The sequence below is a fragment of the Brevundimonas sp. genome, from assembly GCF_035627055.1.
GTDB lineage: Bacteria > Pseudomonadota > Alphaproteobacteria > Caulobacterales > Caulobacteraceae > Brevundimonas.
Map to the genome: position 1 here is coordinate 18,644 of NZ_DASPMM010000027.1, position 12,979 is coordinate 31,622.

A 12,979-nucleotide genomic window follows, 5' to 3' on the forward strand; every position below is an offset into this window, starting at 1 on the left:
ATGACGCCGACGATGTTCGGAATACCCAACTGCGACACCGTGAAGAAGGCTCGTGTCTGGCTCGACCAGCACGGCGTGGCCTACGCCTTCCACGACTACAAGAAGGCCGGGATCGACCGGGCGCGGCTCGAACAGTGGGTGGCGGCGCATGGCTGGGAGACGGTGCTGAACCGCGCCGGCACGACCTTCCGCGCCCTGCCGCCCGAGGCGAAGGCCGATCTGGACGCAGAGAGAGCGGTCGCCCTGATGCTGGCCCAGCCGTCGATGATCAAGCGGCCGGTGCTCGACCTCGGCGACCGCACCCTGGTCGGCTTCAAGCCCGAACTCTACGCCGCCGCCTTCGCCTGATCAGCGGGTCAGGACGAACCGCGCGGGCTGTCCCGCCTGCGCATCCGGGCTGAGCCACACATCGAACTCGCCCGGCTCCACGGTCGGCTTCAGATCCGGACCGAGGAAGGCCAGGTCGGCGAATTTCAGCGGCAGGCTGACCTCGACGGAGCCGCCTGCCGGCACGGACACCCGCCGGAAACCCTTGAGCAGCCGGACCGGCTGGGTGATCGAGGCGGCGCGGTCGCGGACGTACAGCTGGACCACCTCCGAGGCGTCGCGCGCGCTGGCGTTGGTCAGGGTGACCGAGGCCGTGATCTCGCCCTCCCATCCCATGGTCGGCGCCGACAGCCGCACGGCGGAATACGCCACCGACCCATAAGTCAGTCCGTGCCCGAACGGATAGAGCGCCGCGTGCGGCACGCCGCGGAATTTGGAGGTGAACTCCGTGTCCGTCGGCTGCGACGGACGGCCGGTCGACTTGTGGGCGTAGTAGAAGGGCGACTGGCCCGAACGGTAGGGGAAGCTGACCGGCAGGCGACCGGTCGGGGCGTGGTCGCCGAACAGCACGTCGGCCACGGCGGCGCCGGTCTCCGAGCCGAGGAACCAGGTCACCAGGATCGCCGGCGCCTCCGCCACCGCTCCCGACAGCTCCATGCCCCGCCCGTTGCGCAGCAGCACGACCACCGGCTTGCCGACGGCGGCGACCGCCTCGGCCAGCGCCAGCTGCGCCTCCGGCACGGTCAGTTCGACCCGCGACTTGGACTCCGCCGACATGTCGCCGGACTCGCCGACCGCCAGCAGCACGACGTCGGCCTCGGCCGCCGCCGCCGCCGCCGCCTCGATCCCGCCGGGAATGGCGGCCTCGACGTCGCAGCCCTTGACCACCGTCAGACCGGAGCCGTCGCCGAGCCCGGCGCGAATGCCGTCCTCCAGCGACACGGCCAGTTTTTCATCGCGGAAGATCGACCACGGCCCGAACAGGTCGGTCCGGTCCGCGCCGAACGGACCGATCAGGGCGATCCGCTGGCCGCTCTTCGACAGGGGCAGGACGCCGCCGTCGTTCTTCAGCATCACGATCGACTTGCGTGCGGCCTCGCGCGCCAGCGCCAGATGCTCGCGGGTGCCGGTCACGCGCCGCTCCGTCCGCACGTCGGAACCCCGGTAGGGGTTTTCGAACAGGCCCAGCGCAGCCTTGGTCATCAGCACCCGCCGCACCGCTTCGTCGACGCGGGCCATCGGCACGTCTCCGGCCTGCACCAGCTCCGGGATGTGCTTGATGTAGAGCCCGCTCTTCATCGACATGTCGACGCCGGCCATCAGCGCCAGACGCGCGGCGTCGCGCCCATCGGCGGCGTAGCCGTGGGCGATCAGCTCCTCCTCCGAGGTGTAGTCCGAGACCACGAAGCCGGCGAAACCCCATTCGCCGCGCAGGATGTCGGTCAGCAGCCATCGGTTGCCGCTGGTCGGCACGCCGTTCAGGTCGTTGAAGGCGCTCATCGTCGACAGGGCGCCGGCGTCGAAAGCGGCCCTGAACGGCGGCAGATAGACCGAGCGCAGCTCCAGTTCGCTCATGTCGGTCGAATTGTAGTCCATGCCCGCCTCGGCGGCGCCGTAGGCGGCGAAATGCTTGGGGCAGGCCAGCAGCGACGACCACGCCTTCAGGTCATCGCCCTGGAAACCTTTCGTCCGCGCCGCGGCGAACAGATTGCCGAGCAGCACGTCCTCGCCGGCGCCTTCGACCACCCGGCCCCAGCGCTGGTCCCGCCCGATGTCGACCATGGGCGCATAGGTCTGGTGCACCCCCGCCGCGCCGCCCTCGACCGCCGCCGCCCGCGACGTGCGCCTCGCCAGCTCCGGATCCCAGCTGGCCGCCTCGCCGAGCGGGACGGGGAAGGTGGTGCGCAGGCCGTGCACGATGTCCGCCGCGAACAGCAGGGGAATGCCCAGCCGGCTGTCGCGCACCGCCATCTCCTGCACCAGCCGGGTCGAGGCCGCGCCGACGCCGTTGAACAGGGCGCCGATCCGACCGGCGCGGATTTCCGCCGCGGTGTGGGTCTGGCCGGCGTCCAGCGCATCGCCGGGGTTGACCCCCTCGGGACGCCAGCGGAACGGATCGTTCTGCAGCGTCAGCTGGCCGGCCTTCTCCTCGAGGGTCATCCGGGCGATCAGGGCGTCGACCCGCGCCAGGTTGGCCTGCGCCTGGGCCGTCGCGATCCGCGGAGCCATCATCATCCCGGCCGCCAGCGCGCCGCCGGCCAGAAGCGCGCGGCGGGTCGGGACGGGGAGGGGGATGTGACGCATGTAACCGGTTCCAGCTTGAAGACGCCGCAGGACTAACCGCCGGACTGCGCCGCGCCTACCCTCCGCCGATCACAAGGCGTTGCGGTCCCGCCGCTTCAGCGACGCCGGCTCAGCCAGGCGATCAGTGTCGCCCGCTCGGCTGCGCTTCCGCCCTGATAGGGCATGGTCGTGCCCGGCGCGACGCTCTCCGGATCGGCCAGGAATCGCGCCAGCGTAGCCTCGTCCCAGACCACGCCGCGCCGCCCTGCCTCGCGCATGGCGTCCGAATAGGTGAAGCTCTCCACGCTTGCGGCCCGCCGTCCGACGACGCCCCTCAGGCTCGGGCCGGGGCTCCGGCCATCGTCGTCTCGCAGGGTGTGGCAGGCGGCGCAGCGCTGAAACGCCCGCTCCCCGGCATCGGGCGCGGCCTGCGGCGCCGGCCAGGCCAACAACAGAAGCAGCAGACCCGGCACGCGTCAGCCGCCGTGCCGCACGACGACCAGCCGGTCCGCTCCGGATTCCGCGCCCCACACCTCGCCCGGCCGGCCCAGCAATTGCCGCACATCCGCGCCCGCACGGTCGCTCGGGAAGCTCTCGAAGGTCTCCGTCTTGGGGTCGAAGCGAACGATGGCGTCGGCCGCGAAATCGGTCAGCCAGACCGTGTCCGTGTCGTCCACATAGACCGCATAGGTCTTCGGCGCCTCGCCCGGCAGCTTCCACTGCCGCCAGGATCCGTCGCGCGGGTCGTGGACGCTGACATTGCCGCTGTTCCACTCGCTGACCCACAGCCGCCCCTGGCTGTCCGACCAGATGCGCCGCGCGCCCTGGTTCGGCGTCGGCGGCTCGACGATGGTCGCCTCGCCGGTGTCGAGGTCGATCCTGGCGATGTGGCTGCCGGCCAGCGAGGCGTACCAGACGTCCCCGGAAGGGGTGGTGGTGATGCCGTAGGGCCCGCGGCCGCGCGGCGCGGCCCACACCTTCATGTCGTTCGTGGCGGGGTCCAGCCGGCCATAGAAGCCGCTCTGGCCGGTGAACCAGATGCGGCCCCGGTGGTCGAAGGTCGCCGTGTTCATGTTGATCGGGCCGGTGTCCTCGGGCAGCGGCCAGACCCGGACCTCACGCGTTTGCCGATCGACCCGCACGATGGAGTTCTGGCCGCCGTCGGTGATCCAGGCGTTGCCGTCCGGCCCGACGATGACGCCGTGCGGGGCCGAGCCCTCGCCGAGCGGCACGATCGTCGTCTCTCCCGTCGCGGGGTTCAGGATGCCGTGGCCGCCGCCGCGCTGGACGGTCCACCAGACCTCCTGACCGTCCGCCGTCACCGCCACGTCGTGGGCCCGGCCGCCGGGGGGCAGGTCGTAGTAGCGCACCTGCTGCGCCGTGGCGCGCGCGGACAGGGTGCAGGCGGCGATGGCGCAGGCGGCGAGCGGCGCGGCCAGGCGGCCGGAGAGGGCGATCAGGACACGGCTCATGGCGGAGGCCTCCTTGGTTCGACGGAAGCATCATAGCGCAATTGGCGCGTCTCAGCCCTCGACCTCGGTCTCCGGCCGGTCGTGGCCGTCGGCGCGCTCGGTGATCCAGCGGCCTGTCGCATCGGCGTATTCGATCAGGGCGTCCTCGTCCGGCACCTTCTGCTCGCGGGCCGCCGCCGCCGCCGCCGTGCGGGCGGAGTCATGGTCGGGATAGGTCTCGGAGAAGGTGTCGCCCAGGCGATAGGCCCAGCCCCCGTCATGCTCGACGATGCGATAGGTGATCTGGACCATGGCGGGCTCCCGGTGGACGGATATCGGGCCAACGCCGCGCGGGCGGGGCAGTTGCAGCCCGGTCGGTACGCGGGCGAACATAGCGCCCTGGCGGCGGCGTGCAAAAAAATCTGGATACGGCGCCTCCGTTCCGCCGGCCGGCGCCGACTACCTTTCGAAACGCGGCGCCGGGCCGTGGCAGGGGAATGGGACGATGGAAGAGCTGTTTCGGGATTTCTGGTGGCTGATCTTCCCGATCTGGGGACTGGCCATGGGGGCGTGGCACAGCATGGCCGGCTATCGCCGTCAGAAGGCCATGCTGGATCTGGTGCGCACCTACGCCGAAAAGGGCGAACAGCCGCCCGAGGCGCTGCTGGCCGCGCTCGGCCGCGACGAGGCCGAGGGTCCGGCGAACCGCAACTCGCCCGTGCACTACTGGTCGCTCGCGGCCCTGTTCGCGGTGCTCGCGGCCGGCTTCGGCGTCGGCGCCTGGGCCTACGGCTTCCAGGGGGTGGGATGGCCCTTCGCCATCGTGGCCCTGGTGATGTCCGCCGTTGCGGTCTGGTCGCTGATCAACGCCCTCTTCCTGGCCCGCCAGAGGGGCTGATGGCGGCCGCGGGCCGGAGGGGAGGCGAGGCTGGACGATCGGTTCACAGACGCGGCCCTGGTCGCCCGGGCGGCGGCGGGCTCGGACGCGGCCTTCGGGCGGCTCGTGCAGCGCCATCAGGGCGCCGTGCGCGGCTTCCTGCGGCGGGTGCTCGGCGGCGACCGGGCCGAAGCCGACGACGTCGCCCAGGACGCCTTTCTGACGGCCTGGTCCTCCCTGCGCTCGCTGAAGAAGCCGGAGGCCGTGCTGACCTGGCTGTGCGGCATCGCCTGGCGCAAGGCGCAGGACCGCATCCGCTCCCGGCGCCGGGCCGCGGCGCGCGACGCCCTGTGGCTGGAAACCGTCGAGGTTCCGGCCGGGGTTCATCCGCGCGACCGGGCCGCGCTCGCGGCCGCCATGGCAGGCCTGTCGCCGGAGGCGCGGGCCTGCGTGGCCCTCTGTCTGGCGGAGGACTGGTCCCACGCCGAAGCGGCCGCCGCTCTGGGCTTGCCGCCGGGGACGGTGAAGTCCCATATCGCGCGTGGACGGGCGCGCCTGCTCAGCGCCCTTGGAGGTCCCGATGACGCCTGACCAGAAGCTGGAGGCGCTGTTCGCGGCGGACCGGCCGCCGGCGCGGGATTACGCCTTCGAGGTCGAGATCGCGCGCCGGGTGGCGAAGCGCCGGGCGTGGCTGACGGCGCTGGCGCTGCTGCCCTGGAGCGGCGTCGCCGCGCTCCTGCTGTGGGCGCTCGACGCCGCGCTCGCGCCGGTTTTCGGCGGCCTCGCCGCCGCCGCCGTCCCGCTGGCCATGCCGCTGGCGCTTGCCGGAACCGGGGTCGCGGCGGCCGTGTGGCTGACGCGCCGTTTCAGCGCCGCCTGAGCCTTACGAAAGTTTCACCTGGCCGGCCGCATCCGTACGGCGCCCCCATCGCCTCTTGTCGTCAGAAGGCCGAAGCATCAGGCTCCGGTTTCGAGAAAGAGGGGATACCCAAATGGATATGACGCCCATTCTGATCGTCGCCATTGTCTTCAGCGCGATCACCGCCATCGTCTTCGGCCCGAGCTACCTGAAATCGCGCGAGAAGCGTGAAATCCAGGCCACGGTCCGCCATGCCATCGACAAGGGTCAGGAACTGCCGCCCGAACTGATCGACGCCATGACCCGCGACGTGGCCAGCAAACTGCCCTCCCGGACCCGCGACCTGCGCCGCGGCGTCATCTGGATGGCCGTGGGCATCGGCATCGCCGCCTTCAGCTTCTTCAGCGACATGGGCTGGGACAACGGCAACGACTGGCACGAGATCGGCAGCGGTCTGCTCGGCATCGCCGCCATCCCGTTCACCGTCGGCCTAGCCTTCATCGTCCTCAGCTTCTTCAACCCGAACAAGGAATAGGGCCGGGCGGAGAGGGGGATCTATCATGACCCAGGCCTTGGTCGACCGGCACGACGTCGAGCTCGCCGCCCTTGCGGCGGCGGGCGGGCGGCGGGAGTTCGGAGAGCTCGTGCGCCGCCACGGTTCGGCGGTGCGCGCCCTTCTTCGGCGCATGGGGGCCCAGCCCTCGCTCGCCGACGACATCGCCCAGGACGCCTTCATCCAGGCGTTCCAGCGCTGCGGCGAATTCCGCGGCGAGGGCACCTTCGCGGCCTGGGTCAAGCGCATCGCCGCGCGCCTCTACATCAAGCGGGTCGCCAAGGAAGCCCGCTATATCGCTGAAGTCGAACGGGAAGATGTCGGGCCCGTCGCCGATCAGGCGGGCCTGATGGACCTCGACGAAGCCTTGAAGGCCCTCAGCGAACCCGAACGTCTCTGTGTCTCTCTCTGTCACGGAGCGGGCATGGCGCATCCCGAGATCGCCTCCGCCCTGAATTTGCCACTCGGCACGGTGAAGTCTCATGTCAAACGTGGTCTGGATAAACTCCGCGCGCGGCTCCAGCCGGAACCCGCTCAAACCCTGGGGAGAACGCAGCATGTCGGCTGACGAGTTCGATCCCTTCGTGGAGCGTCTGTTCGCGCGTACGCCCGTCCTGCCTGACGCGCCCCTGTTCACCGCCCAGGTCGAGCAGCGGCTGCAGAAGGGCTCCCGCGTCCGCTTCCTCGCCCTGTCGCTGGCCGGTCTGGTCGGCGGCGCCGTGGCCGTCCGCGAGACGATGCGGGTCGACCTCGACCTCGGCGCCCGCGACGGCGTCGTGGCCGGCGACGCGCTGGGCCAGGGCATCCAGTCCGCCTCGCTGAGCGTCCAGGACACGATCCAGTCCCTGCTCGACCAGGCCGGCCTCGCCAATCTCGAGCTGGGCTCGATGGGCGGCATGCAGCTGTTCTGGATCGCCGCCGGGGCCCTGATCGTCGTCGCCGCGGCCGGGGTGATGAAGCTGTCCCAGGAAGTCTGATCCCGCCCTGCGGCCGTCATCCCCGATCAAGCCTGGGATGACGTCGGGGGCGGGCGCCCCTATGTTGTCGGCTTCCGCACCGGAGGCCCGCCCATGTCCAGCCACAAGCAGGAAGCCGTCCGCCGCATCGCGGCGCCTGACATCCGCGCCCGCAAGGGCGGCGAACCCATCGTCTGCCTGACCGCTTATGACGCGCCGACGGCGGCGCTGCTGGACGACCATTGCGACCTGCTGCTGGTCGGCGACAGCGTCGGCATGGTGGTCCACGGCATGCCCAACACCGTCGGCGTCACCCTCGAGATGATGATCCTGCACGGCCAGGCGGTGATGCGCGGCTCGAAACGGGCCATGGTCGTCATCGACATGCCCTTCGGCTCCTACGAGGGCGGCAAGGAGCAGGCCTACGAGAACTGCGCCCGCGTCATGAAGGAGACCGGCGCCCAGGGGGTGAAGCTGGAAAGCGGGCCCACGGTCGCGGAGACCATCGCCTATCTGGTCCAGCGCGGCATTCCGGTGATGGGCCACGTCGGCCTGCGTCCCCAGGCGGTGCTCACCGACGGCGCCTTCAAGGCCAAGGGCCGTACCGACGAGGAACGTCTGCGGGTCATGTCCGAGGCCGAGGCCACCGCCGACGCCGGGGCCTTCGCCATCGTCATCGAGGGGGTCGCCGAAGGGCTGGCCCGCGACATCACCGAGGCGGTCGACAAGCCCACCATCGGCATCGGCGCCTCGGCCGCCTGCGACGGTCAGATCCTCGTCACCCCGGACATGCTGGGCCTGTTCGACTGGACGCCGAAATTCGTCCGCCGCTACGCCGACCTCCGGTCCGAGATCGACCGCGCGGTCGCCGCCTATGCGGGGGACGTCAAGTCCCGCCGTTTTCCTGCCGAAGTCGAGACCTACTTCTCGAAAAAGCCGGTTTCGCCGTAACGGCCGCGTTGCGGTGCGGTGAGTGAGCCTCTAGGGTCCGGCCGGTTGGATTTTCTGCGACTTTTGGGGCGACGCTACCGTGGTTGATGTCTTCGATCAGGTCGAGGAGGAGCTTCGCTCCGATCGATACAAGCGGCTGGCCCGCACATGGCTGCCGGTCGTCGGCGGCGTGCTTCTGGTGGCGCTGATCGCCGCCCTGGCCTGGTGGGGCTGGCAGAAGATGGAAACCTCCAAGGCCGACAAGGCCTCGATCGCCTATCAGCGCGGTCTGGAGTCGCTCGAATCGAACAACCCCGTCGGCGCCGACGCCGCCTTCGTCCAGGCCGCCAAAGAGGGCAACGCCGCCTACAAGTCGCTGGCCCTGCAGCATCGCGCCGGCATCGCCGCCCAGGCCAATCGCATTCCCGAGGCTGTGGAGCTGCTGGAGGAGGCCGCGGGGGCGTCCCGCGACCCGCTGCTGGCGGATGCGGCGCGCTGGAAGGCCGCCCTGCTGCTGATGAACACCGCCACCCTTGAGGACATCCAGGCCCGGCTCGAGCCCCTGATGCAAGAAGATCGCCCCCTCCGCGCCTTCGCCCGGGAATCGCTGGCCATGGCCCAGCTGCAGCACGGCAAGGCCGCCGAGGCCCGCTCGACGCTGGTCGTGCTCAAGAACAGTCTCGACACCCCGCGCGAGCTCAGCCAGCGCGCCGACCTGGCGATCGCCATCATCGACTCGGGCATGGCGGCGAACCTCCCGCCCACGACCGCGGCCATGGCTCAGGTGGAGGCCGCCGCCCGCGCCGCCGCCGCGCAGCCGCCGCGCGGCCAACCCGCTCCGGCCGCTCCGGCCCGCCCGTGAACCCCGCTTTCAGGACGTCCGCCATGAACCGCGTGCTCAAAGTCGCCCTGCTGTGCGGCCTCGCCGCCACCGTCGCCTCCTGCGGTACGGTCCGCAAGGTCCTGCCGTTCGGCCTCGGCGGCCGGGACGCGCCCCAGGCCACGGCGGCCGCGGGCCAGCGCATCTCGGTGCTCGATTTCGAACAGCAGCTGACGCCCTCCGCCGCCCTGTCGGGCCGCGACTTCTTCCTGCCGGGACCGCAGCCCGCCATCGCCTGGACCCAGCCGGGCGGCAACGCCGAGAACGCCGTCGAACACGTCACCGCGGCTCCCGACTTCGCCGTCGCCTGGCGGCGCGACATCGGCGCGGGCTCCTCGGACACCCGCCAGGTCATGGCCCCGGTCGTGGCCGACAACGGCCGCGTCTTCGTGATGGACGGAGAGGCCACGGTCACCGCCGTCGACTCCGCCAGCGGCGCGGTCGTCTGGAAGGTCAGCGTCAAGCCGGACGAGAAGGAATTCCGCCGCAGCCTGTTCGACCTGAATCCGTTCGGCGGCAGCTCGACCGGCGGCGGCTTCGGCGGCGGCGTCGCCGTCGGCGGCGGCAAGGTCTTCATCGCCTCCGGCTACCGGACGGTCACCGCCGTCGATCAGGCGACCGGCGCCGTGCTCTGGACCACGCCGGTGGACGTGCCGATCCACGGCGCGCCGACCGTCGCCGGGTCCCGGGTCTATGTCGTCGACGTCGAGAACCAGATCTTCGCCTTCGACATCAACACCGGCCAGCAGTCGTGGAGCTATCGGGGCATTCCCGAGCCGGCCCGCATCATGCGCGCCTCCAGCCCGGCCGTGACCGGCGACACCGTCATCGCCCCGTTCTCGTCCGGCGAACTGGTCGCCCTGCGCGCCTCCACCGGCCAGCCGGTGTGGCAGCAGGTCCTTTCGCGCACCAGCCGGACCAGCGCCCTGTCGGAAATCCGTGACATCGCCGGCCGTCCGGTGGTCAGCCGCGGCGTCGTCTACGCCATCGGCCACTCCGGCCTCATGTCGGCGGTCGACCTGCGCACCGGCCAGCCGAAATGGGACCTGCCGATCGCCGGCGTCAACGCTCCGCTGCCGGCGGGCGACGTCGTCTATGTGGTCTCCAAGAGCGGCGAACTGACCGTGGTCAACCGTGAGTCGGGCCAGGTCTACTGGACCCGCGATCTCAACGAGGGCCGCGCCCGTCAGGAAGGCGGCTTCCTCGGCTTCTTCGACCGCACGGTGCGACCGACCTGGTCAGGTCCGCTGCTGGCCTCGAACCGGCTGGTCCTGGTCAATTCGGATGGCGACCTGGTCGCCCTCGATCCCAAGACCGGGGCCCAGACCGCCTCGCTGAAGCTGGGCGGCCCCGCCTTCATCGCGCCGGCCGCCTACAACGGCGCCCTGTATGTGCTCACCGACCGCGGCCAGCTGATCAGCATTCGCTGACCCGCGGGCCCCAATCTGCGTTAGAAGGCCGACATGGCTCTCAAAGTCGCCATCGTCGGCCGCCCCAACGTGGGCAAGTCGACACTGTTCAACCGCCTCGTCGGCAAGCGCCTCGCGCTGGTCGACGACCGGCCGGGCGTGACCCGCGACCGGCGCTATGCGGATGGGAACATCGGCGACATCGACCTGACGCTGATCGACACCGCCGGCTATGAGGACGTCACCGACGAAAGCCTCGAAGCCCGCATGCGCGAGCAGACCGAGGCCGCGCTGGAAGACGCCGACCTGATCCTGTTCATGATGGACGCGCGCGAGGGGGTCACCGCCCTCGACCGCATCTTCGCCGAGCGCCTGCGCCACCAGCACAAGCCGGTCATCCTGCTGGCCAACAAGTCCGAGAGCCGCGAGAGCGGCGGCGGCATCGGTGAGGCCTACGCCCTCGGCTTCGGCGAACCCGTCGCCATCTCGGCCGAGCACGGCGAGGGCATGGCCGACCTCTATGGGGCTGTCTCCACCGCCAGCGCCGACATCTTCATCGAAGAGGTCGACGAGCCCGACAAGCCGATCCGCATCGCCATCATCGGCCGCCCCAACGCCGGCAAGTCGACCCTGATCAACCGCCTGATCGGCGAGGACCGCATGCTGACCGGTCCCGAGGCCGGCATCACCCGCGACTCCATCTCGGTCGACTGGCAGTACGAAGGCCACAACATCCGGCTGGTCGACACCGCCGGCATGCGCCGCAAGGCCCGGGTGCAGGAGAAGCTGGAGAAGCTGTCGGTCGCCGACACCATCCGCGCCATCACCTTCGCCGAGGTGGTCGTTCTGGTCATGGACAAGGACGACGCCTTCGACACCCAGGACCTGCAGCTGGCCGACCTGGTCGAGCGCGAGGGCAGGGCGCTGGTCTATGTCGCCGCCAAATGGGACCTCGAGACCGAGCCCCAGGCCCGCCTCGCCAAGCTGCAGCAGATGGCCGAGGACAAGCTGCCCCAGCTGAAGGGCTCGCCCTTCGTCGCCCTGTCGTCGCACAGCGGACGCGGCGTCGAGCGCCTGATGCCCGCCGTGCTCCAGGCCCACGCGACCTGGTCGGTCAAGGTCAAGACCAAGGACCTCAACACCTGGCTGTCGCTGGCCACCCAGAGGCACCCGCCGCCCGCCGTCGACGGCAAGCGGATCAAGCCCAAATACATGGCCCAGACCAAGGCCCGGCCGCCCACATTCGTGCTGATGGCCAGCCGCGCCGAGGCCATGCCCGAGCAGTACAAGCGCTATCTGATCAACAATCTACGCGAGTCGTTCGACCTGCCGGGCACGCCGATCCGCCTGATCGTCAAATCGGGCAGCGAGAACCCCTACGCTCCGGGCGGCTCCAAGTCGGGACCCGAACGCTACAAGGGCGACGCGAAGACCGCCCCGCGCCGGGTGATCAAGAAGGCCGAACGCGAGGACCGCCTGTCCAACCTGCCCGGCAAGGCGCTGGAGCAGAAGAAGGCCGGCAAGGGCAAGACCAAGCCGCTCTCGGGCCTGAAATCCAGCGCCAACAAGAAGGCCGGCTCCTCGGTCGCCGTCCAGAAGGGCGCGCGCGGCGGGGCGCGTCAGGTGTCGCGGTCAGGCCGCGTCCGCACGGGCCAGAAGCACGCGCCGAAGAAGTAGGTCGGTCTTCCCTAGACCAGCCCCGCCACCCCCGGCCCCTGGCTCCATTCCTTGAAGCTGACCTCCAGCGGCGGCTCCACGTCGCCGCGTGCGAGCTCGACCATCAGCGGTCCGATGGCCGACGGGTGCGCCACGGTCTCGGGATCCTCCCCCGGATAGGCCTGCGCCCGCAGCTGGGTCCGCATCCGGCCCGGATCGACGATCGAGACCCGGATCGGCATCGACTCGATCTCGTCGGCCCAGCATTTCATCAGCGCCTCGGCGCCCGCCTTGGTCGCCGCATAGGCGCCCCAGAAGGCCTTGGGCGCGCTGGCGACGCTGGTCGTCACATACACCACCCGCCCCGCGTCCGACGCCTTCAGCAGCGGCTCCAGCGAGCGGATCAGGCGATAAACGGCGGTGAAGTTCGTCTTCTCGACCTTGGCGAAGCCGCGCGGGTCGGCGTGGCTGACCGGCGTCAGACCCTCGGCGCCCATGGTCGCGGCCGCCTGCACCCAGATGTCGAGCCGCCCGAAGCGCTCGAAGATGGCCCCGCCCAGCCGGTCGATGGACCCGCCGTCGACGAGATCGAACGGGATCAGGGTGGCGTGCCGGCCGGTGGCGGCGAAAATCGCGTCGTCCAGCTCCTCCAGCCCGCCCTGGGTCCGCGCCGTGGCGATGACGTGCGCGCCGGCCTTGGCCAGCGCCAGGGCGCTCTCGTAGCCGATGCCGCGCGAGGCCCCGACGACGAGGGCGATGCGGTCTTTCAGGGGAAGCTCGGACATGGCGGCCTGATAG

General features: G+C 70.6%; 16 protein-coding genes. 11 read left to right on the forward strand and 5 right to left on the reverse strand.

Going from position 1 to position 12,979, the window contains the following annotated elements; translation table 11 throughout:
- The gene (locus VEA98_RS14680) at positions 1-348 is read left to right on the forward strand and encodes an arsenate reductase (RefSeq protein WP_324816014.1); all 348 of its coding nucleotides are present in this window, start codon (positions 1-3) and stop codon (positions 346-348) included.
- Here VEA98_RS14680 and VEA98_RS14685 read toward each other — a convergent pair whose 3' ends face one another.
- The 4 genes from VEA98_RS14685 to VEA98_RS14700 all read right to left on the reverse strand — a co-directional run bounded on the left by VEA98_RS14685 (position 349) and on the right by VEA98_RS14700 (position 4,373).
- The gene (locus tag VEA98_RS14685; protein WP_324816016.1) at positions 349-2,631 is read right to left on the reverse strand and encodes a glycoside hydrolase family 3 N-terminal domain-containing protein; all 2,283 of its coding nucleotides are present in this window, start codon (positions 2,629-2,631) and stop codon (positions 349-351) included. It abuts the gene before it with no gap.
- Between the two features lie 95 nt (positions 2,632-2,726).
- Positions 2,727-3,083 carry a c-type cytochrome gene (locus VEA98_RS14690; protein WP_324816019.1) on the reverse strand — a complete coding sequence of 119 codons (357 nt, stop codon included), beginning with the start codon at positions 3,081-3,083 and terminating at the stop codon, positions 2,727-2,729.
- A gap of 3 nt (positions 3,084-3,086) precedes the next feature.
- On the reverse strand, positions 3,087-4,082 hold the full coding sequence (locus tag VEA98_RS14695; protein WP_324816022.1) for a virginiamycin B lyase family protein: 996 nt from the start codon (positions 4,080-4,082) through the stop codon (positions 3,087-3,089).
- Positions 4,083-4,133: 51 nt separating this feature from the next.
- Positions 4,134-4,373: a hypothetical protein gene (locus VEA98_RS14700; protein WP_324816024.1), complete on the reverse strand. Its 240-nt coding sequence runs from the start codon at positions 4,371-4,373 to the stop codon at positions 4,134-4,136.
- A gap of 193 nt (positions 4,374-4,566) precedes the next feature.
- Here VEA98_RS14700 and VEA98_RS14705 point away from each other — a divergent pair, with 193 nt between their 5' ends.
- The 10 genes from VEA98_RS14705 to der all read left to right on the forward strand — a co-directional run bounded on the left by VEA98_RS14705 (position 4,567) and on the right by der (position 12,202).
- Entirely contained in the window at positions 4,567-4,959 is a 393-nt protein-coding gene (locus VEA98_RS14705; RefSeq protein WP_324816026.1) for a hypothetical protein, read from the forward strand.
- Between the two features lie 57 nt (positions 4,960-5,016).
- Positions 5,017-5,529: an RNA polymerase sigma factor gene (locus VEA98_RS14710; protein ID WP_324816090.1), complete on the forward strand. Its 513-nt coding sequence runs from the start codon at positions 5,017-5,019 to the stop codon at positions 5,527-5,529.
- On the forward strand, positions 5,519-5,818 hold the full coding sequence (locus tag VEA98_RS14715) for a hypothetical protein (RefSeq protein WP_324816029.1): 300 nt from the start codon (positions 5,519-5,521) through the stop codon (positions 5,816-5,818). The genes VEA98_RS14710 and VEA98_RS14715 overlap by 11 nt, the downstream gene beginning before the upstream one ends.
- A gap of 112 nt (positions 5,819-5,930) precedes the next feature.
- Positions 5,931-6,332: a DUF6249 domain-containing protein gene (locus VEA98_RS14720; RefSeq protein WP_324816031.1), complete on the forward strand. Its 402-nt coding sequence runs from the start codon at positions 5,931-5,933 to the stop codon at positions 6,330-6,332.
- A gap of 25 nt (positions 6,333-6,357) precedes the next feature.
- Positions 6,358-6,918, forward strand: coding sequence for an RNA polymerase sigma factor (locus tag VEA98_RS14725; RefSeq protein WP_324816033.1), 561 nt, complete (start codon positions 6,358-6,360; stop codon positions 6,916-6,918).
- Positions 6,908-7,327, forward strand: coding sequence for a hypothetical protein (locus VEA98_RS14730; protein WP_324816035.1), 420 nt, complete (start codon positions 6,908-6,910; stop codon positions 7,325-7,327). Before VEA98_RS14725 ends, VEA98_RS14730 begins: the two co-directional genes overlap by 11 nt.
- 93 nt (positions 7,328-7,420) lie before the next feature.
- Entirely contained in the window at positions 7,421-8,257 is an 837-nt protein-coding gene (gene panB / locus VEA98_RS14735; RefSeq protein ID WP_324816037.1) for a 3-methyl-2-oxobutanoate hydroxymethyltransferase, read from the forward strand.
- Positions 8,258-8,336: 79 nt separating this feature from the next.
- A complete protein-coding gene (locus tag VEA98_RS14740) occupies positions 8,337-9,098 on the forward strand; it encodes a tetratricopeptide repeat protein (protein ID WP_324816041.1) in 762 nt (253 codons plus the stop codon).
- Between the two features lie 23 nt (positions 9,099-9,121).
- Positions 9,122-10,546: a PQQ-like beta-propeller repeat protein gene (locus VEA98_RS14745; RefSeq protein WP_324816043.1), complete on the forward strand. Its 1,425-nt coding sequence runs from the start codon at positions 9,122-9,124 to the stop codon at positions 10,544-10,546.
- 33 nt (positions 10,547-10,579) lie between these two features.
- Positions 10,580-12,202, forward strand: a complete 1,623-nt coding sequence (der, locus tag VEA98_RS14750; RefSeq protein ID WP_324816046.1) for a ribosome biogenesis GTPase Der — start codon at positions 10,580-10,582, stop codon at positions 12,200-12,202.
- 11 nt (positions 12,203-12,213) lie between these two features.
- Here der and VEA98_RS14755 read toward each other — a convergent pair whose 3' ends face one another.
- Positions 12,214-12,966, reverse strand: coding sequence for an SDR family NAD(P)-dependent oxidoreductase (locus VEA98_RS14755; protein ID WP_324816048.1), 753 nt, complete (start codon positions 12,964-12,966; stop codon positions 12,214-12,216).
- Between the last annotated feature and the right edge of the window lie 13 nt (positions 12,967-12,979).

Bases quoted from the DNA above. Each gene is read 5' to 3' on its own strand.
- der (WP_324816046.1), top strand. From the start codon at position 10,580: ATGGCTCTCAAAGTCGCCATCGTCGGCCGCCCCAACGTGGGCAAGTCG.
- VEA98_RS14705 (WP_324816026.1), top strand. From the start codon at position 4,567: ATGGAAGAGCTGTTTCGGGATTTCTGGTGGCTGATCTTCCCGATCTGG.
- VEA98_RS14725 (WP_324816033.1), top strand. From the start codon at position 6,358: ATGACCCAGGCCTTGGTCGACCGGCACGACGTCGAGCTCGCCGCCCTT.
- panB (WP_324816037.1), top strand. From the start codon at position 7,421: ATGTCCAGCCACAAGCAGGAAGCCGTCCGCCGCATCGCGGCGCCTGAC.
- VEA98_RS14745 (WP_324816043.1), top strand. From the start codon at position 9,122: ATGAACCGCGTGCTCAAAGTCGCCCTGCTGTGCGGCCTCGCCGCCACC.
- VEA98_RS14715 (WP_324816029.1), top strand. From the start codon at position 5,519: ATGACGCCTGACCAGAAGCTGGAGGCGCTGTTCGCGGCGGACCGGCCG.
- VEA98_RS14685 (WP_324816016.1), bottom strand. From the start codon at position 2,631: ATGCGTCACATCCCCCTCCCCGTCCCGACCCGCCGCGCGCTTCTGGCC.
- VEA98_RS14720 (WP_324816031.1), top strand. From the start codon at position 5,931: ATGGATATGACGCCCATTCTGATCGTCGCCATTGTCTTCAGCGCGATC.
- VEA98_RS14680 (WP_324816014.1), top strand. From the start codon at position 1: ATGACGCCGACGATGTTCGGAATACCCAACTGCGACACCGTGAAGAAG.
- VEA98_RS14755 (WP_324816048.1), bottom strand. From the start codon at position 12,966: ATGTCCGAGCTTCCCCTGAAAGACCGCATCGCCCTCGTCGTCGGGGCC.
- VEA98_RS14700 (WP_324816024.1), bottom strand. From the start codon at position 4,373: ATGGTCCAGATCACCTATCGCATCGTCGAGCATGACGGGGGCTGGGCC.
- VEA98_RS14695 (WP_324816022.1), bottom strand. From the start codon at position 4,082: ATGAGCCGTGTCCTGATCGCCCTCTCCGGCCGCCTGGCCGCGCCGCTC.
- VEA98_RS14730 (WP_324816035.1), top strand. From the start codon at position 6,908: ATGTCGGCTGACGAGTTCGATCCCTTCGTGGAGCGTCTGTTCGCGCGT.